The organism is Escherichia sp. KTE96 (assembly GCF_000408525.1).
Taxonomy (GTDB): Bacteria; Pseudomonadota; Gammaproteobacteria; order Enterobacterales; family Enterobacteriaceae; genus Escherichia; species Escherichia marmotae.
Genome location: NZ_KE137149.1, coordinates 1,727,933 through 1,751,515 on the forward strand (window position 1 = coordinate 1,727,933; position 23,583 = coordinate 1,751,515).

The window sequence follows — 23,583 nt, forward strand, 5'->3', positions numbered from 1 at the left end:
GCTGAATGATTAAGCGGGTAATGAGATCACAAACCTTGTCCCACGCGCATCTGACGTTACCGCAACCGTGCCTTTATGCGCGACAACAATCGATTTCACAATCGCCAGGCCAATGCCGCTACCTTCACCTTTTCGTTGGCGGGAGGGGTCAACGCGGTAGAAGCGGTCGAACAATCGCGGTAAGTGTTCGGGCGGAATGGGCGTACCGGGGTTTTCGACGGTAACCTGTACCTGGCGATCGGTAGTCTGGCAACGCACTACAATTGCCTCTCCGGGCGGCGTATAACGCAGGGCGTTAGAAAGCAGGTTGCTTAACGCCCGACGCAACATCAGCGGATCGCCCGCGACCTGACACTTGTCGCCAACAAATCGCAGTTCCACGCCGCGATCTTCCGCTAACGCCTCGAAAAAATCGAAAACTTTGCTGACTTCATCTGCCAGGTTGAGCATTTTCTTTTCCGGGATTAGCTGGTTGTTATCGGCCTGGGCGAGAAACAGCATATCGCTGACCATTTTCGCCATTCGCGTCAACTCTTCCAGATTAGAGTAGAGCACATCTTCCAGTTCCTTCTGGCTGCGCGACTGACTCAGGGCAATTTCCGTTTGCGTCACCAGATTCGTAATTGGCGTGCGAATTTCGTGGGCGATATCTGCCGAGAAGTTGGACTGGCGGGTAAAGACATCTTCAATACGTTCAATCATATGATTAAACGACAGCACCAGTTGCTCCAGCTCAATCGGCACGGTCTGCGGGTCCAGGCGAACGTCGAGATCTTTCGAAGTGATATTCTGGATCTGGCGGCTGACGCTGCGGATCGGCGCGTGACCTTTATGTACCGCCAGCAGCACGATAAAGACGATCAGGATGCTGATGATCGATGCAGTCATTACAAGTTTATTCATCAAATCATTTATGTAATGAAGATGAAAATCGATCGACAGCGCAATGTAGAGCGTATAAGCCGGTTTGCCGTCCACCAGCGGGCCAACCGACAAGTTAATCATCCGCCAGTTGCTGTGTTCCCTATGCCCGTGACCGTGGCCTGGCATCATAATCGTCGGGCCGGAGAGGAGATACACCTCACCACCACGTGCGTCTTTATCGGGTATGGCATCGCGTGCAAACTCGCGGATATCCGGCGCGCCTGGGGAGTGATATACCGTTTTACCGTGGCTATCTGCCAGGGAAATCAAGACGTTGGAATAACCACTGACGATATCTTCCAGCGTCATTAAGCGTCGGGCTTGTGTCTCGTCAGGGTGATTAAGTACCCGTTCAAGGGTGGTGCTAATCTCTTTTAAATCATTAATATCCTGCTCAGCAAAATGGACTTTTACCGAGTGGATCATGATCCATGCAAAGGCGAAAAATGCCGCGATGGTGGCAAGGCTGATAAAAAAGGTCAGGCGGGTTGCCAGCGAAAACGGGCGCTGAAATGGCTTATTGGCCATCCGGCACCTCAAGCATGTAACCCACGCCACGCACGGTTTGAATCAGTTTTGGCTCAAAATCATTGTCGATTTTGCCGCGCAGTCGCTTCACCGCCACATCAATGGCGTTGGTGTCGCTGTCAAAATTCATGTCCCATACCTGTGAAGCGATAAGCGAGCGGGGCAGTACTTCGCCCTGATGACGGAGGAAAAACTCCAGCAGGGTAAATTCTTTACTGGTCAAAGTGATACGCGTGCCGCTACGGGTGACTTTGCGGCTGACAAGATCGACCATCAGGTCGGCAACCTGAAACTGGCTTTCGATAATCACCGCCGCTCCGCGCCGCAGTAAGGTGCGCACCCGCGCCAGCAGTTCAGCAAAAGCGAATGGCTTCACCAGATAATCATCCGCTCCCAGCTCCAGCCCCTTGACGCGATGTTCAATCGTACCCAGCGCGCTGAGCAGCAGAATCGGCATCCCTTTGTTGGCAGAACGCAACATGCGCACGATATCCCAGCCGTTCACGTCTGGCAGCATAATATCGAGGATTATCAGGTCGTAATCTCCAGTCATCGCCAGATGGTAGCCGTTAAGTCCGTTATCGGCCAAATCGACCACAAAACCGGCTTCGGTTAACCCTTTGGTCAGATATTCGCCGGTTTTCTTTTCATCTTCGACAATCAACAGTTTCATGTTTCCTCCGCATACTGCCCGGCCAATTCTAGAGGAGCGCGATCAGATGGCAATCGCTTATTGGCAAAATGACAATTTTGTCATTTTCCTGTCACCGGAAAATCAGAGCCTGGCGGGTAAAGTTGGCGGCATAAAATCACCAGAAATTATGCGCCTATGTCTCATTGTAAACTCCTGACACTTTGTGTGGCCCTCGCGCTAAGTGGTTGCTCACTGGCACCGGATTATCAGCGCCCGGCAATGCCCGTGCCGCAGCAGTTTTCGTTAAGTCAGAATAGCCTGATCAACCCGGTCGATAATTACCAGAGTGCGGGCTGGCGCACCTTTTTTGTTGATAATCAGGTGAAGACGCTGATTAGCGAGGCGCTGGCGAATAACCGGGATTTGCGTATGGCGGCGCTAAAAGTGCAGGAGGCGCGGGCGCAATATCGACTGACCGATGCCGATCGCTACCCGCAACTCAACGGCGAGGGTAGCGGCAACTGGAGCGGTAATCTTAAAGGCAATACCGCCACGACACGGGAGTTCTCGACTGGCCTTAACGCCAGTTTTGACCTCGATTTTTTCGGTCGCTTAAAGAACATGAGCGAAGCCGAGCGACAAAATTATTTAGCTACTGAGGAAGCCCGGCGCGCGGTGCATATTCTGCTGGTTTCGAATGTCGCGCAAAGCTATTACAACCAGCAACTGGCTTATGCGCAATTGCAAATAGCCGAAGAAACGCTGCGTAATTATCAACAGTCATATGCGTTTGTCGAAAAACAACTGTTAACCGGTAGCAGCAATGTTCTGGCGCTGGAACAGGCTCGTGGGGTGATTGAAAGTACCCGTAGCGATATTGCTAAACGTCAGGGGGAACTGGCGCAGGCGAATAATGCGTTGCAACTGTTATTGGGACGCTACGGCAAGCTGCCGCAAGCGCAGGCAGCAAACAGCGACAGCTTGCAAAGCGTTAAATTACCGGCGGGTTTGTCATCGCAAATCTTATTGCAACGCCCGGATATTATGGAAGCCGAACATGCATTAATGGCGGCCAATGCCAATATTGGCGCTGCACGCGCGGCATTTTTTCCGTCTATAAGCCTGACCAGCGGAATATCAACCGCCAGCAGCGATCTGTCGTCATTATTTAACGCCAGCAGCGGGATGTGGAATTTTATCCCCAAAATTGAGATCCCCATTTTTAATGCCGGACGTAACCAGGCCAATCTGGATATCGCTGAAATTCGCCAGCAGCAGTCGGTGGTGAATTATGAACAGAAAATCCAGAACGCCTTTAAAGAAGTGGCCGATGCGCTGGCGTTACGCCAAAGCCTGAATGATCAAATCAGCGCTCAGCAGCGTTATCTGGCGTCGTTGCAAATTACCCTGCAACGGGCGCGGACGTTATATCAGCACGGCGCGGTAAGTTATCTGGAAGTGCTGGATGCCGAACGTTCTTTATTTGCTACCCGACAAACCTTACTCGACCTGAATTATGCCCGTCAGGTTAACGAAGTTTCCTTATATACCGCTCTGGGTGGCGGTTGGCAGCAATAATTTTTTAACTCCAGGAGATATAAAATGAAAAAGACACTGCAAGTCGCAATGTTCAGTCTGTTTACTGTTATTGGCTTTAATGCGCAGGCTAACGAACATCATCATGAAACTATGAGCGAAGCACAACCGCAGGTAATTAGCGCCACCGGTGTGGTAAAAGGTGTTGATCTGGAAAGCAAAAAAATCACTATCCATCACGATCCGATTGCTGCCGTGAACTGGCCGGAGATGACCATGCGTTTTACCATCACCCCGCAGACGAAAATGAGCGAAATTAAAACCGGTGACAAAGTGGCGTTTAATTTTGTCCAGCAGGGCAACCTTTCTTTATTACAGGATATTAAAGTCAGCCAGTAACCCAGGTTTAATGAAATGAAAAAAATCGCGCTTATTATCGGCAGCATGATCGCGGGCGGTATTATTTCCACGGCAGGTTTTACCTGGTTTGCCCAGGCGGAACAGCCAGCAGAAAAAACACCAACCGCAGAACGTAAAATTTTATTCTGGTATGACCCGATGTATCCCAATACGCGGTTCGATAAACCGGGTAAATCGCCGTTTATGGATATGGATCTGGTGCCGAAATATGCCGATGAAGAGAATTCTGCGTCTGGTGTGCGTATTGACCCGACCCAGACGCAGAATCTGGGGGTGAAAACGGCCACCGTCACGCGCGGGTCGTTGACGTTTGCCCAGAGTTTCCCGGCAAACGTCAGTTACAACGAGTATCAGTTTGCTATTGTGCAGGCCCGCGCCGCCGGGTTTATCGACAAGGTTTATCCGCTTACCGTGGGCGATAAAGTGAAAAAGGGCGCGCCGCTTCTCGAGCTGACTATTCCCGACTGGGTGGAAGCGCAGAGTGAGTATTTACTGCTACGTGAAACCGGCGGTACGGCGACCCAGATCGAAGGCATTCTTGAGCGGCTGCGACTGGCGGGAATGCCGGAGGCCGATATTCGCCGCTTGATCGCCACGCAAAAAATCCAGACTCGCTTTACGCTCAAAGCGCCTATTGATGGCGTGATCACCGCGTTTGATCTGCGCGCGGGAATGAATATCGCCAAAGATAACGTGGTAGCGAAAATTCAGGGTATGAACCCGGTGTGGGTCACTGCCGCGATCCCGGAGTCCATCGCCTGGCTGGTGAAAGATGCCTCGCAGTTTACGCTCACCGTTCCGGCGCGACCCGATAAAACGCTCACCATTCGCAAATGGACGCTGCTACCCGGCGTGGATGCCGCGACCCGCACGCTGCAACTGCGTCTGGAAGTCGACAACGCCGAAGAGGCGCTAAAACCGGGAATGAACGCCTGGTTGCAACTCAATACCGCCAGCGAACCGATGCTGCTGATTCCGTCACAGGCGCTGATCGACACCGGCAGCGAACAGCGGGTGATTACCGTTGATGCCGACGGGCGTTTTGTTCCGAAACGCGTTTCCGTTTTCCAGGCATCACAAGGTATCACCGCGCTACGCTCTGGTCTGGCGGAAGGTGAAAAGGTGGTTTCCAGCGGGCTGTTTCTGATTGATTCCGAAGCCAATATTTCTGGTGCGCTGGAGCGGATGCGCTCTGAAAGCGCTACCCATGCGCATTGAGGGAATAACCAATGATTGAATGGATTATTCGTCGCTCGGTGGCGAACCGTTTTCTGGTGCTGATGGGCGCATTGTTTCTGAGTATCTGGGGCACCTGGACCATTATTAACACGCCAGTGGATGCACTGCCGGATCTCTCCGATGTGCAGGTGATTATTAAAACCAGTTACCCCGGTCAGGCACCACAAATCGTTGAAAATCAGGTCACTTATCCGCTAACCACTACCATGCTGTCGGTGCCGGGCGCGAAGACAGTGCGCGGTTTCTCGCAGTTTGGCGACTCTTATGTGTATGTCATTTTCGAAGATGGCACCGATCCGTACTGGGCGCGCTCGCGGGTGCTGGAGTACCTCAACCAGGTGCAGGGTAAGCTGCCTGCGGGTGTCAGTGCCGAGTTGGGGCCAGATGCCACGGGCGTTGGCTGGATTTATGAATACGCGCTGGTGGATCGCAGCGGGAAGCACGATCTGGCTGATTTACGCTCATTGCAGGACTGGTTTCTTAAATATGAGCTAAAAACCATCCCCAATGTTGCGGAAGTGGCATCGGTGGGCGGTGTGGTAAAAGAGTATCAGGTAGTTATCGATCCTCAGCGCCTGGCGCAATATGGCATCAGTCTCGCAGAAGTGAAAAGTGCGCTGGATGCCTCAAACCAGGAAGCAGGCGGTTCGTCGATTGAACTGGCGGAAGCAGAGTATATGGTACGTGCCAGTGGCTATCTACAAACGCTCGACGACTTTAATCACATCGTTTTAAAAGCCAGTGAAAATGGTGTTCCCGTTTATCTGCGTGATGTAGCGAAGGTTCAGGTTGGGCCGGAAATGCGCCGGGGTATTGCGGAGCTGAACGGCGAAGGCGAAGTGGCGGGTGGGGTCGTTATCCTGCGCTCCGGCAAAAACGCCCGTGAAGTTATTGCCGCCGTGAAGGACAAACTGGAAGCGCTGAAAAGCAGCCTGCCGGAAGGCGTGGAGATAGTTACAACATACGATCGCAGCCAGCTTATTGACCGCGCTATCGACAATCTCAGCGGCAAGCTGCTGGAAGAGTTTATTGTGGTGGCGGTAGTCTGTGCGCTGTTCCTCTGGCATGTGCGCTCGGCGCTGGTGGCGATTATTTCGTTGCCGCTGGGGTTGTGTATTGCTTTTATTGTCATGCACTTTCAGGGGCTGAACGCCAATATTATGTCGCTGGGCGGTATTGCGATTGCCGTCGGGGCGATGGTCGATGCCGCTATCGTCATGATCGAGAATGCCCATAAACGGTTGGAAGAGTGGCAGCATCAGCATCCTGACGCCCCGCTGGATAATAAAACACGCTGGCAGGTGATCACCGATGCTTCTGTTGAAGTAGGGCCAGCGCTGTTTATCAGTTTGCTGATTATTACGTTGTCGTTTATCCCGATCTTCACCCTTGAAGGACAGGAAGGGCGTTTGTTTGGTCCACTGGCGTTCACTAAAACCTATGCGATGGCGGGGGCTGCGCTGCTGGCGATCGTGGTGATCCCGATCCTGATGGGTTACTGGATCCGTGGCAAAATTCCGCCAGAAAGTAGTAATCCGCTCAACCGCTTTTTGATTCGGATTTACCATCCGCTGTTGCTGAAAGTATTGCACTGGCCAAAAACCACGCTGCTGGTGGCGGCGCTTTCGGTGCTGACGGTAATCTGGCCGCTCAATAAAGTTGGCGGCGAATTTTTACCGCAGATCAATGAAGGGGACTTGCTGTATATGCCTTCGACGCTACCGGGGATTTCCGCGGCGGAAGCGGCGAGTATGCTGCAAAAAACTGACAAGCTGATCATGAGCGTGCCGGAAGTGGCGCGGGTATTTGGCAAGACCGGGAAAGCGGAAACGGCAACTGATTCTGCTCCGCTGGAGATGGTAGAAACGACCATTCAACTTAAGCCGCAGGATCAGTGGCGGCCAGGTATGACGATGGACAAAATCATCGAAGAGCTGGATAACACAGTGCGGCTGCCGGGGCTGGCAAATCTGTGGGTGCCGCCAATCCGTAACCGTATCGATATGCTCTCGACCGGCATTAAAAGTCCCATCGGGATTAAGGTTTCCGGCAACGTGCTGGCGGATATCGACGCGATGGCGGAACAAATCGAAGAAGTGGCGCGAACGGTGCCTGGCGTGGTTTCTGCGCTTGCCGAACGCCTGGAAGGTGGGCGCTATATCAACGTTGAGATTAACCGCGAAAAAGCCGCGCGTTACGGTATGACGGTGGCGGATGTGCAGTTGTTTGTGACATCCGCAGTGGGCGGAGCGATGGTTGGCGAAACGGTGGAAGGGATTGCTCGTTACCCGATTAATCTGCGTTATCCACAAAGCTGGCGCGACAGCCCGCAGGCGCTGCGACAGCTACCGATTCTGACGCCGATGAAACAGCAAATCACCCTTGCTGACGTTGCTGACGTCAAAGTCTCTGGCGGACCGTCAATGCTGAAAACCGAGAATGCGCGACCGACGAGCTGGATTTATATCGACGCTCGCGACCGTGACATGGTGTCGGTGGTTCACGATCTGCAAAAAGCGATTGCCGAGAAAGTGCAGTTGAAACCGGGCACTAGTGTGGCGTTCTCCGGGCAGTTCGAGTTACTGGAGCGCGCGAACCATAAGCTGAAACTCATGGTGCCGATGACGTTGATGATCATTTTCGTGCTGTTATATCTGGCGTTCCGTCGCGTAGGCGAAGCGTTGTTGATTATCAGCAGTGTACCGTTTGCGCTGGTGGGCGGTATCTGGTTCCTGTGGTGGATGGGCTTTCATCTTTCCGTGGCAACGGGCACCGGTTTTATCGCTCTCGCCGGAGTCGCTGCCGAGTTTGGTGTGGTGATGTTGATGTATTTACGTCACGCCATAGAGGCAGAGCCGTCGCTGGATAATCCGCAAACCTTTAGTGAACAGAAGCTGGATGAGGCGTTGTATCACGGCGCGGTACTGCGCGTGCGCCCGAAAGCGATGACGGTGGCGGTGATTATCGCTGGTCTGCTGCCGATTCTGTGGGGAACAGGGGCGGGTTCCGAAGTGATGAGTCGCATCGCTGCGCCGATGATTGGCGGTATGATCACCGCACCGTTGCTGTCGCTGTTTATTATCCCGGCGGCGTATAAGTTGATGTGGCTGCACCGTCATCGGGTTTAGGCAAAATTGCCTGATGCGCTATGCCTTATCAGGCCTACAGCGTGAATTATAATTTATTGAATTTGCACGTTTCTGTAGGCCAAATAAGGCGTTAACACCTTATTTGGCAATAACAGAGTACTTTTTGTCGGCAATTTGCATAAGAAAAGGATACCCGGTTTAACTGTGTGGATTGTGTCTTGCGACGACCAGCACTAAATGTTAAAAGATGCCCCTCATTAAAAAAGACACACAGGGGAAAGGCGTGAAAAACGCGTCAACCGTATCGGAAGATACCGCGTCGAATCAAGAGCCGACGCTTCATCGGGGATTACATAACCGTCATATTCAACTGATTGCGCTGGGCGGTGCAATTGGTACTGGTCTGTTTCTTGGCATTGGCCCGGCGATTCAGATGGCGGGGCCGGCCGTGTTGCTGGGCTACGGCGTCGCCGGGATCATCGCTTTCCTGATTATGCGCCAGCTTGGCGAGATGGTGGTTGAGGAGCCGGTTTCCGGTTCGTTTGCCCACTTTGCTTATAAATACTGGGGACCGTTTGCAGGCTTCCTTTCCGGCTGGAACTATTGGGTAATGTTCGTGCTGGTGGGAATGGCAGAGCTGACCGCTGCGGGCATCTATATGCAGTACTGGTTCCCGGATGTTCCTACGTGGGTCTGGGCCGCCGCCTTCTTTATTATCATCAACGCCGTTAACCTGGTGAACGTGCGCTTGTATGGCGAAACCGAGTTCTGGTTTGCGCTGATTAAAGTGCTGGCGATTATCGGCATGATCGGTTTTGGTCTGTGGCTGCTGTTTTCTGGTCACGGCGGCGAGAAAGCCAGTATCGATAACCTCTGGCGCTTTGGTGGTTTCTTTGCCACTGGCTGGAACGGGCTGATTTTGTCGCTGGCGGTGATCATGTTCTCCTTCGGCGGCCTGGAGCTGATTGGGATCACAGCCGCTGAAGCGCGCGATCCGGAAAAAAGCATCCCGAAGGCGGTAAATCAGGTGGTTTATCGTATCTTGCTGTTTTATATCGGTTCGCTGGTGGTATTACTGGCGCTCTACCCGTGGGTGGAAGTGAAATCTAACAGTAGCCCGTTTGTGATGATTTTCCATAACCTCGACAGCAACGTGGTGGCTTCTGCGCTGAACTTCGTCATTCTGGTGGCATCGCTGTCAGTGTATAACAGCGGGGTTTACTCTAACAGCCGGATGCTGTTTGGCCTTTCCGTCCAGGGTAACGCACCGAAGTTCCTTACCCGTGTTAGCCGTCGCGGCGTGCCGATCAACTCGCTGATGCTTTCCGGGGCGATCACCTCACTGGTGGTGTTGATCAACTATCTGTTGCCGCAAAAAGCGTTTGGTTTGCTGATGGCACTGGTGGTGGCAACCTTGCTGTTGAACTGGATTATGATCTGCCTGGCGCATCTGCGTTTTCGTGCAGCGATGCGACGTCAGGGACGTGAAACACAGTTTAAGGCGCTGCTCTATCCGTTTGGCAACTATCTTTGCATTGCCTTCCTCGGCATGATTTTGCTGTTGATGTGCACGATGGATGATATGCGCTTGTCGGCAATTTTGCTGCCGGTGTGGATTGTGTTCCTGTTTGTGGCGTTTAAAACACTGCGCCGGAAAGCGAAATAATAGTGTAGGTCGGATAAGGCGTTCACGCCGCATCCGACAAAATGATGTCAACAATTTGAAGCCGCTCTCATTCATTCGATGAGAGCGGTTTTTTAATTACTGCTTAAATGCTTCTGCCAGGGAGCGAATATCATTGCTGGTTGGTGACTGATGAAGTCGCAGACCAAACTCTTCGACGATGGCAAATATGTGGTCGAATATATCAGCCTGAATGCTTTCATATTCCAGCCACACCACAGTATTAGTAAACGCATAGATCTCAAGCGGTAAACCATTATCGCCGGGAGCTAACTGGCGCACCATTAAGGTCATATCTTTACGAATCCGCGGATGATTGCGTAGATATTCGTTCAGATAGGCGCGAAACGTTCCAATATTGGTCATTCGGCGCAGGTTTAATACTGACTCCGTAGAACCTTGCTGGCGATTCCACTCGTTAATTTCCTGATGGCGGCTGGTTAAATAGGGTTTCAACAAATGCGCTTTATTCAGCCGCTGCATTTCGGTTTCATCAAGAAAACGAATACTGGTGACATCAATACTGATGCTGCGTTTAATACGTCGACCGCCAGAGGCTGACATCCCGCTCCAGTTTTTAAAGGAGTCGGATACTAACGACCAGGTGGGAATAGTGGTAATGGTATTATCCCAGTTACGCACTTTGACGGTAGTTAAGCCGATATCGATCACTGAGCCATCCGCGCCGTATTTTGGCATCTCCAGCCAGTCGCCCAGTTTCAACATATCGTTCGCGGAAAGCTGAATCCCTGCAACCAGACCAAGAATCGGATCTTTAAACACCAACATCAGTACGGCAGCCATCGCGCCAAGACCACTGATCAGAATTGCCGGTGACTGACCAATCAGCAGTGAGATCATTAATATGCCGACCAGAATCGCGCCGATCAGTTTGATCCCCTGAAATATCCCTTTTAACGGCAACTGTTTTGCCGCCGGGAATTTCTGAGCCAGATTTAAAATAACATCCAGCAGGGAGAAGACTGAAAGCAGCGCATACATCATGATCCACAACTGCGCACAGGTGGTCAGGATATCAGCCGCTTCGGTGCCTTTTTGCAGCCAGAATACCGCCTGAATATTGACGATAATCCCCTGCAGGGTAAAAGCTAAACGGTGGAAGAGTTTATTCTGGGTAATGATTTGCAACCACAGCCGTGAGCTGGCGATGGCGCGTTTTTCGAAGGTACGCAGTACCACCCAGTGCAAAATAATATGCACTATTACGGCGGTCAGAAAAATAATACCGAAAATCATCACCATTGAAGTGGTGTGATCGATCTCAATACCCGCTAAATCTTCAACCTGGGATATTAAATCCTGCATAACGTCTCCTTTATACAACAGCGGCCTATGATGACGGGTGAAAGGGGGTTATGCAAATAAGTAAAATCTGAGGATAAATAGCCGGGCGGATGCCCGGCAAGGGAGAATTACACTTCGGTTAAAGTGATACTTTGTGGCAGACGAGATTTCGGCAGGGTAGCGTTAAAATCTTCGACGCTATGATGACCCACCGGAACGATCACCAGACTGGTGTAGCCTTTCTCTTTCAGACCAAATTCTTCATCGAGGATCGCGGCGTCAAAACCTTCGATTGGCACCGCGTCCAGACCCAGTGCCGCAACGCCCAGCAGGAAATTACCGACGTTGAGATATACCTGTTTTGCCATCCACTCTGCATCATCTTGCAGATCTTTACGGTGCATATCCGCGAAGAATTTGCGGCCTTTATCGTTCGCGGCTTTCGCTTCCGGCGTGGCAAAGCGGCCATCAGCATCTTCCTGGTCAACAACCAGCTTCAGCCAGGCATCGTCCATTGCGGTTTTCGCGCAGAACACCACGACGTGCGAGGCATCAAGTATTTTACGTTCGTTGAACACGTAATTATCGGCAGCGGATTTGGCGACACGCGCTTTGCCTTCTTCAGTGCTGGCAACGATAAAATGCCACGGCTGGGAGTTGGTGCTGGAAGGGCTGTATTGCAGCAGGGTTTTGATCTGCTCCGCCTGTTCTGGGGTAAGTTTTTTGTTGGCATCGAATGCCTTAGTGGAATGACGCTTTAAGGCGACAGAAATAATATCCATAAAGACTCCTTGTGAAAGACATTTGTGTGCCAGCAGATTACAAGGATCGAAGTAAAATGGTAAGCGAGAAAAATGCTCTATAGATTTACGTTTTAGCCTGGCCGCAGTCTTTTTTGATCGCGTTTGGCTAAGCCATCAACCACTAAATTCCATGAATCGTTGATCAGATCGCGAAGTAACGCTTCGGAGATTTCCTTGCCGGGATACACCGAAATCCAGTGCTTTTTATTCATGTGATATCCAGGCTTAATGTTCGGATATATCTGCTGATTTAACAGGGATTTTTGTGGATCGGACTTCAGATTTATGAAGGGGACGCCGCGCAGTTCTGACGACAGCATAAAAATCTTGCCGCCAATTTTAAAAACATCAAACTCCGGGCCAAACGGCCAGCAAAGCTCGACGAAAGGCAGCTCAAGCGCCAGGCGTTTCGCCGTTTCAAGCAGTGATTGCTTATCCATAAACTTTCCTTAAGGCGAAGGAGAATAAGCAAAGTATGCCGCGAACCGCGGCGATAATCGATGTTTAATCCGCCAGCGAGAACCAGCGTCGCCAGATAAATCTAAGAATAAAATATTCAATAGCGCCCAGCACTAAAAACCACAGACAAAATAACAAAGTGTAAAGCTGACTCAGATCCATCAGATGGAACGTGGCCATCAGTTTCTGTGCCAGCGTCAGCCCCAGCGCGGGGGCGGGCAGCAGCAGGCAAGAGAGGAAAGCCATCAACAAAATGCTTGCTGCGGCGGTCAAGGTTTCTAAAGGATGTTTCATAACATTGTTAAATGTAAGTTAAAACACCATTGTCAGGGATATTCTTCTGTAAGGCAATTCCCGACTTAGTCTCCGGCCCAAATCTCACAATGCTTTTTCACCAGCCCAATCAGCGAGCCGCCATCGGCAACGAAATCACGCATCAACTGTGCTTCATTCAGACCGCTGGCGACCTGGCGATGCAGAGCCTCAACCGCACTCGACGCACCAATTTTATGCGCAGAAGGGGCGATTTTTTCCAGCAATCGTAAGGTGTCTTCTGTTAGTGGCCGACGATCGCCGGTGTGTGGATCGGTAACAACGCCTTCCAGACCATAGCGGCAGGCCTGGAAACGGTTGAACTTATACAGCAGATAATCCTTTTCCTGATGCTTAAAAGGGCGTTCCGTCAGCAGCCAGTGAGCGGTGGACTGAATCAATCCCGCCATATTTATCGCATGGCTAAGGGTTAACGGGGTATCCATCACCCGAACTTCTACTGTGCCAAAATGAGGGCTGGGGCGAATATCCCAGTGCAAATCTTTAATGCTGTCGATCATCGTGGTGTAACTCAGGCAGCGAAACAGGGCTTCGAATTGCTGCCAGTTACTGACCCACGGCATCGGGCCATTATCGGGAAAGGCGGAAAAGATATTTGGCCGTGAGGAGACAAAATGGGTATCTGTTCCCTGCATATACGGCGACGCGGCAGAAAGGGCGATAAAGTGCGGCACAAAGCGCGATAAGCCGTGTAGCAAATAAATGGCGTCATCGCCACTGGCGCAGCCAACGTGAACATGCTGACCAAAAACAGTCGCCTGCTGAATGAGATAACCAAAGTGTTCCAGCGTCCGCTGATAGCGTGCGTTATCGCACACCTCCTGACGCTGCCATTTCTGAAATGGGTGCGTACCGCCACCGCAAATTTCCAGATGATTCTCCGCCGCAGCTTGCAGAACGACTTTCTGCATTGCTGAAAATTGCCCGGCAGCCTGGTTGATATCACGGCAAACACCAGTTGCCAGTTCCAGCATACTTTCGGTGATATCGTGCTTCACTTCCCCGGCGCTAATCTCACTTTTTACCGCATCAATTAGCGTTGAAGAGTCCTGACTAAGATCGTAGCCCGGCGGATTAACCACCTGCATTTCCAGCTCAATACCGAGGGTAAAAGGTTCAGAAATATGAAAATCGGGTAATGACATAGGTTTCTCTTATGTGGGCGTTTTCGTTTCAGTATAGAAGTGGGCGCGGCTGGGCGAGATGCGGAAGTTCTGGAATGTTTCTTTTTTTGGTGATGATGAACTGATTGCTACTTACTACTGAAGCAATTTGGTTACTTTTGCAATGTGACAAGTTATGGCAGAGCTGGCTGGTGGCGAAGAATTTTGACGATTGGGGCGTACAGAAAAACTGGCTCAGCTTCAGTTGATCTGATGAATTGTGGAAAGCCCGAAACAGGATTTACTGTATAAATAAATAGTTATTTTGCTAAGGAAGGGTAAGATAACCGCGGGTGCCTGAAGCTTTCCGGTTTCAGGTTTACTCTGAGGTCTGGAAAGATGAAGCCCAGGAGATATTTCTATCAACCCTGGGGCTACCTACCCAAACCTGAACAATTTGGATGCTAGTCCCTTCTTCGCATGGAGGCAATATAAACACGCTGACGAAATATGCCCTTGTGGCAGTCATAGTACTGTGTTTGACGGTACTGGGATTTACGCTTCTGGTCGGAGACTCGCTGTGTGAGTTCACCGTAAAGGAACGTAATATTGAGTTTAAGGCTGTTCTCGCTTACGAACCGAAGAAATCGCCGCTGTGCGGGGAGAAATCCCTGCATATCCGGTTGTCAGGTCAGGAATGGTAGGGCACCTGCTTTACACTTTCGCCCGCGCTCAGTGATGGCTGCGGGCGAGCCACAGCAAGAGTTATCCATTAATCGTGTTGGCACAGCGTTATGATGTGTTTTCCTCTTATCTGCCAGTGCACAGCAAACATCTCGTCCTCCCAACGAATAATGATTCGCTGTTTATTCCAGTTAACCACCTGATAATTTAGAAATCCTGCGTCGGTCTGTATCTTGCTTGCCTTAAATGCACTCTCTTTTGCTGAAAATGCCAGTGTAAGTGCCACAGGGAAAGGTAAATTGCAGCCTGTAATAAACTCGCGTTCAGTGGGGGTAATGATGTTATCTGTCAATTCTCTGGCTGTGTGTGCAGAAAAAATTTCTTCGATATCCACACCAATCGGTTGGTGAGAGACGATTGCTATAGCCGTATCCCCGCAGTGACTAATACTGCCGTATAAGCCCGTAGGCCAAAGTGGTTGGCGATGTTCACCGATTGCGGGCACACATTTATAGCCATATCCCCGCAACGCATGAACAGCAGCAATCCGTCCGGCTAAATGTTCGGCTTTGCGTTTACGTCCGGCATGTTGCAGTTGTGCGTAATGCGGCAGCCAGAACAAATCCTGCTCGTGAAAACTTGCAGGATCGAACTCAACAATGTGCAGCGTATGTCCGGCAAAGGGAAGGGAGGTATGCGTGGTTTTCATTTCGCCCATATTAGAGACTGATGACAAACGCAAAACTGCTTGATGCGCTACGCTTATCAGGCCTGCGTGGTTCTGCAATATATTTGAATTGGCAAGATTTTGTAGGCCGGATAAGTCGTTCACGCCGCATCCGGCATGAACGACACGCCCTTTGTCAACAATCTGACGTTAGTATCAGAAGTGAGTATTAATGCTCATATACCATGTCCGTCCTGGTTCGTTATAGGTATACGCGCCAGCACCTGCGATATAGTTCGCACCGGCAAGATCACCCGTGGTCTGGGCATTCCCTTCACGCCACAAACGCTTGTCGAACAGGTTATCCACGCCGCCAGTCAGACTGACGTTCTTCGTCACGTCCCAGGTCGCACTCAGGCCAACAATACTGTACGGGCTAATCTCTTTGGTTTCCGGGCCAACCGCTGGCTGGCCTTTGTAGTTATATTTCTTCGGCTGCTGTTTGCCATACCAGGTGAAGGTGGTTTGCATCGACAAATCTTCCCGCGCCTGCCAGCTCAGCGTTGAGTTCAACGTATATTCCGGGATGATCGACAAACGGTCTCCCGTGGTTTTGTTTTCACTCTTCAGCATATAAGTGATGTTGTTGGTCCACATCACCGTCTCGCTAACCGGCACGTTTAACGATCCTTCCAGACCTTCAACCACCGCTTTCGGCACGTTATCCCACTGATAGAGATCGGTGCCTGCCGCATTTTTCCCTACAGCCACATAGCCCGCTTCAATCTTGTTGCGATAGTCGTTACGGAACCAGGTCACGCCCGCCAGCCAGCCGTCGCGTTTGAATTCCAGACCAATCTCTTTGTTGATGCTGGTTTCTGCTTTCAGGTCATCGTTACCTTGTAGATAGCAGCCGCCTGCGCTGGCATAGCAGCCCTGACCTTTACTGTAGAGAATGTAGTTCGGGTTAGTCTGATACAGGCTCGGCGCTTTATAGGCGCGTGCGATACCCATTTTCAGCGTGAAGTCATCGCCTAAGCCTTGCGATACGTTTAACGCCGGGCTCCAGTTATTACCGACAATGCTGTGATGATCGAAACGCAGCCCCGGCGTTACGATGGTGCTGTCGGTCAGTTCTATATTGTCTTCTGCAAACAGCGAGAAAATTTCTGCTTTTGAATATGGGCTACGGTCGGTGGCACTCACACCATCAATAGCACCGCCGGTATTCGTTCCGGTCAGCGCCTGGGTGTTGGAACTCAAGTCCTTCATCCGCTGCTGATTCCACTCCGTACCCAGCGTCAGCGTCTGGTTAACGAAGAAATCAATCGGCAGGTTAACTTCGCTATGCAGCATCACGTCATCGAGATCGATATCGACGAAATCCTGCGTCGCTTTTTCGTTAAATTTTCCTTCGGTGCCGCCCGCCAGACCTTCCGGGATACGCGAGTTACGGGTGTGTTCATACTGCACCCAGTTGCTGGTGGTCACGCCGTTATCCCAGCCGCCGTTCCAGGTCAGCGAGTAGTTCTGGCGATAGAGACGGTTGGTTTCATCGCCGTATTTAGAGCGAGTGTAAGCATCAGAGTTGGTGTTCTGGGTATCGCCCGCATACAGGTTGCCCTGGCGGCTGTAACCTGCTTCCAGTTCCAGCGATTGCAGCGGTGCGAAGTCCCAGCGAACTACGCCGTTAATGTCTTTGTTGATCACCCCTTCGCGCCCGGCTGGTAGGGTAGTTGCATAGGTTCCTGCACGTGCGGACTGATGACCTTTGTTAATATCCCACGCGTCGGCCTGCGTTTTGTCGAGGTTGCCGTACAAACGGAAGCTGAACTCGTCGCCCAGTGGACCGGTGAGGCTGAAGTTGGTGCGTTTGGTGGCACCTTCGTCTTTATGTTCAGGGGCATTGAAATAAGCATCCCAGGAACCGTGCCACTCGCCACTGCCTTTTTTGGTGATGATGTTAACCACGCCACCTGCCGCACCGTTACCGTAACGGGCCGCCGCCGGACCACGCAAAACTTCAATACGTTCGATCATCTCAGGTGGCACCCAGGAGGTATCGCCACGGGTATCACGCTCACCGCGCCAGCCCTGACGTACCGAGTTGCGGCTGCTGACCGGTTTACCGTCAATCAAAATCAGGGTGTTTTCCGGACCCATGCCGCGAATATCAATCTGGCGGTTATTACCGCGCTGACCGCTGGTGGAGTTACCCGTCAGGTTTACGCCTGGCATGGTACGGATGATTTCCGATACATCGCGGGCCACCGGGTTTTTGCGGATTTCATCTGCGGTGATGGTCGAAACGCCGGGAGCCTGCAAGTTCTGTTCGGCGGCGGTCACGACAATGGTATCGTCCTGTGAAACAGGGGTATCGGTTGGCTCTTGTGCCTGCGCTACTCCATAAATCCCCAGATTGACCAACAAGGCCAGGGAATGAATCTTCTTGTTCATTGTTTTTTTTCCTGCATTTTTGCCACGAATTCCAACGGTCTAAAGAGACGTAAGCTGGATTGATGTCGCCCGTCACTGCGAAAACCTTTGATTCCTGAAAGACACGCAGTGCAGTTGGTTAATTAATGCCCGCGCTTGACATAGCGCGCCAATACGCTATTGCAAATGCAAATAGTTATCAATAATATTATCAATATATTTCTGTGATCAGTGAAAAAATTCACAATAAACATAAGGTTATGATGTGACGGCGTTAAAGGTGGGAAGTGATAGCTGGTGGCAGTCGAAACATGGCCCGCAATGGCAGCGTCTTAATGACGAAATGTATCAGGTCACTTTCTGGTGGCGTGACCCACAAGGTTCTGAAGAACGCTCAGCGATAAAGCGCGTATGGGTCTATATCACTGGTGTTACCGATCATCATCAGAACAGCCAGCCCCAGTCGATGCAACGCATAGCAGGCACCGATGTCTGGCAGTGGACGACACAACTTAATGCCAACTGGCGCGGCAGCTACTGTTTTATTCCCACCGAACGTGCTGACATTTTTTCTACACCATCACCAGATCGCCTCGAATTACGCGAGGGATGGCAAAAATTACTCCCTCAGGCGATAGCCGATCCGCTGAATCCGCAAAGCTGGAAAGGAGGGCGAGGGCACGCTGTTTCCGCACTCGAAATGCCGCAAGCGCCCCTGCAACCTGGTTGGGATTGCCGGCAAACGCCAGAAAATTCAGCCAGGGAAATTACCTGGAGAAGTGAACGGCTGGGAAATTCACGCCGTGTATGGATTTTTACCACCGGCGATGTACCAGCCGAAGAGCGTCCGTTAGCCATTCTGCTCGATGGTGAATTTTGGGCGCAAAGCATGCCCGTCTGGTCGCCGCTGACTTCGTTGACCCGCCGTCAGCAACTTCCACCTGCTGTGTATGTGTTGATCGATGCCATCGACACCGCGCACCGTGCACGCGAACTTCCGTGTAATGCTGATTTCTGGCTGGCAGTACAGCAAGAGTTATTACCCCTGGTGAAAGCCATTACCCCTTTCAGCGATCGTGCTGATCGTACCGTGGTCGCCGGGCAAAGTTTTGGCGGCCTTTCAGCACTGTATGCCGGACTGCACTGGCCTGAACGTTTTGGCTGTGTATTAAGCCAGTCGGGATCGTACTGGTGGCCGCATCGGAGTGGGCAGCCGGAGGGGCAACTGATCGAACAGCTTAAATCAGGCGATGTTAGTGCTGAAGGCTTGCGCATAGTGCTGGAGGCCGGGATTCGCGAACCGGTGATTATGCGAGCTAACCAGGCGCTGTATGCACAATTACAGACCACACAACAATCCATTTTCTGGCGTCAGGTTGACGGCGGACATGATGCGCTTTGTTGGCGCGGCGGTTTGATGCAGGGGCTAATCGACCTCTGGCAACCGCTTTTCCATGACAGGAGTTGAATATGGCATTCAGTAATCCCTTCGATGATCCACAGGGAGCGTTTTACGTTTTGCGCAATGCGCAGGGGCAATTCAGTCTGTGGCCGCAACCGTGCGCGTTACCGGCGGGTTGGGACGTTGTTTGTGAACCGCAGTCGCAGCAAGCTTGCCAGCAGTGGCTGGAAGCTAACTGGCATACTCTGACACCCGCGAATTTCACCCAGCCGCAGGAGGCGCAATGAGTCAGCATTTACCTTTGGTTGCAGCGCAATCTGGCATCTGGATGGCAGAAAAACTGTCTGATTTACCTTCCGCCTGGAGCGTGGCGCATTACGTTGAATTAACCGGAGATATTGATGCGCCATTACTGGCCCGCGCGGTGGTTGCCGGGGTAGCACAGGCTGATACGCTGCGGATGCGTTTTACGGAAGATAACGGCGAAGTCTGGCAATGGGTCGATGACGCGATGACGTTCGAACAGCCAGAAATTATCGACCTGCGTACCAACATTGATCCTCACGGTACTGCGCTGGCATTGATGCAGGCTGATTTACACCAAAACCTGCGCGTCGATAGCGGTAAACCGCTGGTGTTTCATCAGCTCATTCAGATTGCGGATAACCGCTGGTACTGGTATCAACGTTATCACCATTTGCTGGTTGATGGCTTCAGTTTCCCGGCGATTACCCGCCAAATTGCCAACATTTACTGCACATGGCTGCGGGGCGAACCAACGCCTGTTTCGCCGTTTACTCCTTTTGCTGAAGTGGTGGAAGAGTACCAGCAGTACCGCGAAAGCGACGCCTGGCAGCGTGATGCAGCATTCTGGGCAGAACAGCGCTGTCAGTTGCCGCCGCCAGCTTCACTCTCTTCCGCACCTTTGCCCGGGCGTAACGCTTCGGCGGATATTCTGCGCCTGAAACTGGAATTTACTGACGGTGAATTCCGCCAACTGGCTACGCAATTACCAGATGTACAACGTACCGATCTGGCTCTTGCACTGGCAGCCTTGTGGCTGGGGCGATTATGCAACCGCATGGACTATGCCGCCGGATTTATTTTTATGCGTCGCCTGGGATCGGCGGCGTTGACGGCAACCGGACCTGTGCTCAACGTTTTGCCATTGGGTATTCACATTGCAGCGCAAGAAACGCTGCCGCAATTGGCAATCCGGCTGGCAGGGCAGTTGAAAAAGATGCGCCGCCATCAACGTTATGATGCGGAACAAATTGTGCGTGACAGCGGACGTGCGGCGGGAGAGGAACCGCTTTTCGGCCCGGTACTCAATATCAAGGTATTTGATTATCAACTGGATATTCCTGGCGTGCAGTCGCAAACTCACACCCTGGCAACCGGTCCGGTTAATGACCTTGAACTGGCGCTGTTCCCGGATGAACACGGTGATTTGAGTATTGAAATCCTCGCCAATAAACAACGTTACGATGAATCAACGTTAATCCAGCACGCTGAACGCCTGAAAATGCTGATTGCGCAATTTGCCGCGGATCCGACGCTGTTGTGTGGCGATGTCGATATTATGCTGCCAGACGAATATGCTCAGTTGGCGCAGATCAACGCCACCCAGGTCGATATTCCTGAAACCACACTGAGCGCGCTGGTGGCAGAACAGGCAGCGAAAACGCCGGATGCTCCGGCTCTGGCAGATGCACATTACCAGTTCAGCTATCGGGAAATGCGCGAGCAGGTGGTAGCGCTGGCTAATCTGCTGCGTGAGCGCGGCGTTAAACCCGGCGACAGCGTAGCGGTGGCATTGCCGCGCTCGGTCTTTTTGACCCTGGCATTACATGCGATTGTTGAAGCAGGCGCGGCCTGGTTACCGCTGGATACGGGCTATCCGGACGATCGTCTGAAGATGATGCTGGAAGATGCACGCCCGTCGTTGTTAATCACCAGCGACGATCAACTGCCGCGCTTTAGCGATGTAGCAAATTTAACCCGCCTTTGCTATAACGCCCCACTTACCCCTCACGACAGTGCGCCACTGCAACTTTCGCAGCCGCACCACACCGCTTATATCATCTTTACTTCCGGTTCTACCGGCAGGCCGAAAGGGGTGATGGTCGGGCAGAAGGCTATCGTTAATCGCCTGTTATGGATGCAAAACCATTACCCGCTGACAGGTGAAGATGTCGTTGCTCAAAAAACGCCGTGCAGTTTTGATGTCTCAGTATGGGAATTTTTCTGGCCGTTTATCGCTGGGGCAAAACTGGTAATGGCAGAGCCGGAAGCGCACCGCGATCCGCTCGCTATGCAACGGTTTTTTGCCGAATACGGCGTGACGACCACACACTTTGTACCGTCGATGCTGGCGGCGTTTGTTGCTTCGCTGACAGCGGAAACCGCTCGCCAAAGTTGCGCGACGTTGAAACAGGTGTTCTGTAGTGGCGAAGCATTACCGACCGATTTATGCCGTGAGTGGCAGCAATTAACCGGCACGCCGTTACATAATCTCTACGGCCCTACAGAAGCGGCGGTGGATGTGAGCTGGTATCCGGCCTTTGGCGATGAACTGGCGGCGGTGAGTGGTAGCAGCGTACCGATTGGCTATCCGGTCTGGAACACGGGGCTGCGCATTCTTGATGCGATGATGCATCCAGTACCGCCGGGTGTTGCGGGAGATCTCTATCTCACCGGCATCCAACTGGCGCAGGGTTATCTTGGACGACCCGATCTCACAGCCAGCCGTTTTATTGCCGATCCGTTCGCTCCTGGTGAACGCATGTATCGTACTGGCGATGTGGCTCGCTGGCTGGAAAATGGCGCGGTGGAGTATCTCGGGCGCAGTGATGATCAGCTAAAAATCCGTGGTCAGCGTATTGAACTGGGTGAAATCGATCGCGTGATGCAGGCGCTGCCAGATGTCGAGCAGGCCGTTACCCACGCTTGTGTCATTAACCAGGCGGCAGCAACCGGCGGTGATGCGCGTCAGTTGGTGGGGTATCTGGTGTCGCAATCAGGTTTGCCGCTGGATACCACTGCACTGCAGGCGCAATTGCGCGAAACATTGCCGCCGCATATGGTGCCTGTAGTTCTGCTGCAACTTGCGCAGTTGCCGCTCAGCGCCAATGGCAAGCTGGATCGCAAAGCTCTGCCGTTGCCGGAACTAAAAGCCCATACGTCGGGACGTGCGCTGAAAACGGGCAGTGAATCGATTATTGCTGAAGCGTTTTCGTCATTACTGGGTTGTGACGTGCAGGATGCCGACGCTGATTTCTTCGCTCTTGGCGGTCATTCGCTACTGGCGATGAAACTGGCAGCGCAGTTAAGTCGACAGTTTGCTCGCCAGGTCACACCGGGGCAGGTGATGGTGGCATCAACCGTCGCTAAACTGGCAATGATTATTGATGGCGGAGCAGAAAACGCCCAGCGTCTGGGATTTGAAACCGTTCTTCCACTGCGTGAAAGCAATGGCCTGACGCTGTTCTGTTTCCATCCGGCGTCCGGTTTTGCCTGGCAGTTTAGCGTGCTCTCGCGTTATCTCGACCCACAATGGTCGATTATCGGTATTCAGTCACCGCGCCCCAATGGCCCCATGCAGACGGCGACAAACCTGGATGAGGTATGCGAAGCGCATCTGGCAACATTACTGGCACAACAACCTCGTGGCCCTTATTACTTGCTGGGTTATTCGCTGGGCGGTACGCTGGCGCAGGGTATCGCGGCGCGACTGCGTGCTCGTGGCGAACAGGTAGCATTTCTTGGTTTGCTGGATACCTGGCCACCAGAAACGCAAAACTGGCAGGAAAAAGAAGCCAACGGTCTGGATCCGGAAGTGCTGGCGGAGATTAACCGCGAGCGCGAGGCGTTCCTGGCGGCACAGCAGGGAAGCACTTCAACGGAGCTGTTTACCTCCATTGAAGGCAACTATGCTGATGCGGTGCGATTGTTGACCACTGCTCATAGTGTGCCATTTGATGGTAAAGCCACGCTGTTTGTTGCTGAGCGTACATTACCGGAAGGTGTCAGCCCGGAGCGCGCCTGGTCACCGTGGATTGCAGATCTGGATATTTATCGCCAGGATTGCGCGCACGTGGATATTATATCGCCAATGACGTTTGAAAAAATCGGGCCAATAATTCATACGATACTAAATAAATAACTTTATCTTAAATACAAATCCATAATTATGATAAATAATTATGGATTTTATTATTTATCATATTAATACCCCCTGAGTGGATTGACTGAAAATGCTCCAAATATTGCGTTCGTGCGTGGAATTTACAAACTTCAGCTTCGGATAATTCTCACCAACTGGTAAAGTGAGCGCT

General features: G+C 51.9%; 17 protein-coding genes and 2 pseudogenes. 9 read left to right on the forward strand and 10 right to left on the reverse strand.

Features of this window, described 5'->3' with window-relative positions:
* Window positions 1-9 precede the first annotated feature (9 nt).
* The gene (gene cusS, locus A1WG_RS06480) at window positions 10-1,452 is read right to left on the reverse strand and encodes a Cu(+)/Ag(+) sensor histidine kinase CusS (protein ID WP_001284605.1); all 1,443 of its coding nucleotides are present in this window, start codon (window positions 1,450-1,452) and stop codon (window positions 10-12) included.
* Complete coding sequence (gene cusR / locus A1WG_RS06475; RefSeq protein WP_000770938.1) at window positions 1,442-2,125, reverse strand: copper response regulator transcription factor CusR; 684 nt, start codon at window positions 2,123-2,125, stop codon at window positions 1,442-1,444. Before cusR ends, cusS begins: the two co-directional genes overlap by 11 nt.
* Before the next feature lie 156 nt (window positions 2,126-2,281).
* Here cusR and cusC point away from each other — a divergent pair, with 156 nt between their 5' ends.
* The 5 genes from cusC to pheP all read left to right on the forward strand — a co-directional run bounded on the left by cusC (window position 2,282) and on the right by pheP (window position 10,036).
* Window positions 2,282-3,664 carry a Cu(+)/Ag(+) efflux RND transporter outer membrane channel CusC gene (cusC, locus tag A1WG_RS06465; RefSeq protein WP_001515936.1) on the forward strand — a complete coding sequence of 461 codons (1,383 nt, stop codon included), beginning with the start codon at window positions 2,282-2,284 and terminating at the stop codon, window positions 3,662-3,664.
* Between the two features lie 24 nt (window positions 3,665-3,688).
* Window positions 3,689-4,021: a Cu(+)/Ag(+) efflux RND transporter periplasmic metallochaperone CusF gene (gene cusF / locus A1WG_RS06460; protein ID WP_000753226.1), complete on the forward strand. Its 333-nt coding sequence runs from the start codon at window positions 3,689-3,691 to the stop codon at window positions 4,019-4,021.
* Window positions 4,022-4,036: 15 nt separating this feature from the next.
* On the forward strand, window positions 4,037-5,260 hold the full coding sequence (cusB, locus tag A1WG_RS06455) for a Cu(+)/Ag(+) efflux RND transporter periplasmic adaptor subunit CusB (protein WP_001515937.1): 1,224 nt from the start codon (window positions 4,037-4,039) through the stop codon (window positions 5,258-5,260).
* Between the two features lie 11 nt (window positions 5,261-5,271).
* Window positions 5,272-8,409, forward strand: coding sequence for a Cu(+)/Ag(+) efflux RND transporter permease subunit CusA (cusA, locus tag A1WG_RS06450; protein ID WP_001515938.1), 3,138 nt, complete (start codon window positions 5,272-5,274; stop codon window positions 8,407-8,409).
* A 244-nt stretch (window positions 8,410-8,653) separates the two neighbouring features.
* Window positions 8,654-10,036 carry a phenylalanine transporter gene (gene pheP, locus A1WG_RS06445; RefSeq protein WP_000786335.1) on the forward strand — a complete coding sequence of 461 codons (1,383 nt, stop codon included), beginning with the start codon at window positions 8,654-8,656 and terminating at the stop codon, window positions 10,034-10,036.
* A 96-nt stretch (window positions 10,037-10,132) separates the two neighbouring features.
* On the opposite strand, the gene ybdG is transcribed toward pheP, so the two are convergent.
* From ybdG to A1WG_RS25325, 6 genes and pseudogenes are all read right to left on the reverse strand, one after another.
* Window positions 10,133-11,380: a mechanosensitive ion channel YbdG gene (ybdG, locus tag A1WG_RS06440; protein ID WP_001153127.1), complete on the reverse strand. Its 1,248-nt coding sequence runs from the start codon at window positions 11,378-11,380 to the stop codon at window positions 10,133-10,135.
* Between the two features lie 107 nt (window positions 11,381-11,487).
* Window positions 11,488-12,141: an oxygen-insensitive NAD(P)H nitroreductase gene (gene nfsB, locus A1WG_RS06435; protein ID WP_001515940.1), complete on the reverse strand. Its 654-nt coding sequence runs from the start codon at window positions 12,139-12,141 to the stop codon at window positions 11,488-11,490.
* 92 nt (window positions 12,142-12,233) lie between these two features.
* The gene (locus A1WG_RS06430) at window positions 12,234-12,602 is read right to left on the reverse strand and encodes an MmcQ/YjbR family DNA-binding protein (RefSeq protein ID WP_000360970.1); all 369 of its coding nucleotides are present in this window, start codon (window positions 12,600-12,602) and stop codon (window positions 12,234-12,236) included.
* 64 nt (window positions 12,603-12,666) lie between these two features.
* Window positions 12,667-12,915, reverse strand: a complete 249-nt coding sequence (locus A1WG_RS06425) for a DUF1158 domain-containing protein (protein WP_001515941.1) — start codon at window positions 12,913-12,915, stop codon at window positions 12,667-12,669.
* 65 nt (window positions 12,916-12,980) lie between these two features.
* Window positions 12,981-14,099: a YbdK family carboxylate-amine ligase gene (locus A1WG_RS06420; protein WP_000056358.1), complete on the reverse strand. Its 1,119-nt coding sequence runs from the start codon at window positions 14,097-14,099 to the stop codon at window positions 12,981-12,983.
* A gap of 219 nt (window positions 14,100-14,318) precedes the next feature.
* Window positions 14,319-14,586, reverse strand: a pseudogene (locus A1WG_RS25325) (hypothetical protein).
* On the opposite strand from A1WG_RS25325, the pseudogene A1WG_RS22675 reads away from it, so the two are divergent.
* Window positions 14,519-14,704 (forward strand): annotated as a pseudogene (locus tag A1WG_RS22675) (Hok/Gef family protein); the annotation flags it as partial. The pseudogenes A1WG_RS25325 and A1WG_RS22675 overlap by 68 nt on opposite strands.
* 125 nt (window positions 14,705-14,829) lie before the next feature.
* Here A1WG_RS22675 and entD read toward each other — a convergent pair.
* Both entD and fepA read right to left on the reverse strand, forming a co-directional pair.
* Entirely contained in the window at window positions 14,830-15,450 is a 621-nt protein-coding gene (gene entD, locus A1WG_RS06415; RefSeq protein ID WP_077633338.1) for an enterobactin synthase subunit EntD, read from the reverse strand.
* A 174-nt stretch (window positions 15,451-15,624) separates the two neighbouring features.
* Window positions 15,625-17,865, reverse strand: a complete 2,241-nt coding sequence (gene fepA / locus A1WG_RS06410; RefSeq protein WP_001515943.1) for a siderophore enterobactin receptor FepA — start codon at window positions 17,863-17,865, stop codon at window positions 15,625-15,627.
* Window positions 17,866-18,109: 244 nt separating this feature from the next.
* Here fepA and fes point away from each other — a divergent pair, with 244 nt between their 5' ends.
* The 3 genes from fes to entF are packed head-to-tail and all read left to right on the forward strand — an operon-like array spanning window position 18,110 to window position 23,411.
* Window positions 18,110-19,312 (forward strand): enterochelin esterase, encoded by a 1,203-nt coding sequence (gene fes, locus A1WG_RS06405; protein WP_001515944.1) that lies wholly within the window; start codon window positions 18,110-18,112, stop codon window positions 19,310-19,312.
* 2 nt (window positions 19,313-19,314) lie between these two features.
* Window positions 19,315-19,533 carry an MbtH family protein gene (locus A1WG_RS06400; RefSeq protein ID WP_000885802.1) on the forward strand — a complete coding sequence of 73 codons (219 nt, stop codon included), beginning with the start codon at window positions 19,315-19,317 and terminating at the stop codon, window positions 19,531-19,533.
* A complete protein-coding gene (gene entF, locus A1WG_RS06395) occupies window positions 19,530-23,411 on the forward strand; it encodes an enterobactin non-ribosomal peptide synthetase EntF (protein WP_001515945.1) in 3,882 nt (1,293 codons plus the stop codon). Before A1WG_RS06400 ends, entF begins: the two co-directional genes overlap by 4 nt.
* The last annotated feature ends 172 nt before the right edge of the window (window positions 23,412-23,583 follow it).

Coding starts and splice junctions, on each gene's coding strand:
- cusS (WP_001284605.1), bottom strand. CDS start 1,452: ATGGCCAATAAGCCATTTCAGCGCCCGTTTTCGCTGGCAACCCGCCTG.
- cusR (WP_000770938.1), bottom strand. CDS start 2,125: ATGAAACTGTTGATTGTCGAAGATGAAAAGAAAACCGGCGAATATCTG.
- cusC (WP_001515936.1), top strand. CDS start 2,282: ATGTCTCATTGTAAACTCCTGACACTTTGTGTGGCCCTCGCGCTAAGT.
- cusF (WP_000753226.1), top strand. CDS start 3,689: ATGAAAAAGACACTGCAAGTCGCAATGTTCAGTCTGTTTACTGTTATT.
- cusB (WP_001515937.1), top strand. CDS start 4,037: ATGAAAAAAATCGCGCTTATTATCGGCAGCATGATCGCGGGCGGTATT.
- cusA (WP_001515938.1), top strand. CDS start 5,272: ATGATTGAATGGATTATTCGTCGCTCGGTGGCGAACCGTTTTCTGGTG.
- ybdG (WP_001153127.1), bottom strand. CDS start 11,380: ATGCAGGATTTAATATCCCAGGTTGAAGATTTAGCGGGTATTGAGATC.
- nfsB (WP_001515940.1), bottom strand. CDS start 12,141: ATGGATATTATTTCTGTCGCCTTAAAGCGTCATTCCACTAAGGCATTC.
- A1WG_RS06430 (WP_000360970.1), bottom strand. CDS start 12,602: ATGGATAAGCAATCACTGCTTGAAACGGCGAAACGCCTGGCGCTTGAG.
- A1WG_RS06425 (WP_001515941.1), bottom strand. CDS start 12,915: ATGAAACATCCTTTAGAAACCTTGACCGCCGCAGCAAGCATTTTGTTG.
- A1WG_RS06420 (WP_000056358.1), bottom strand. CDS start 14,099: ATGTCATTACCCGATTTTCATATTTCTGAACCTTTTACCCTCGGTATT.
- entD (WP_077633338.1), bottom strand. CDS start 15,450: ATGAAAACCACGCATACCTCCCTTCCCTTTGCCGGACATACGCTGCAC.
- fepA (WP_001515943.1), bottom strand. CDS start 17,865: ATGAACAAGAAGATTCATTCCCTGGCCTTGTTGGTCAATCTGGGGATT.
- A1WG_RS06400 (WP_000885802.1), top strand. CDS start 19,315: ATGGCATTCAGTAATCCCTTCGATGATCCACAGGGAGCGTTTTACGTT.
- entF (WP_001515945.1), top strand. CDS start 19,530: ATGAGTCAGCATTTACCTTTGGTTGCAGCGCAATCTGGCATCTGGATG.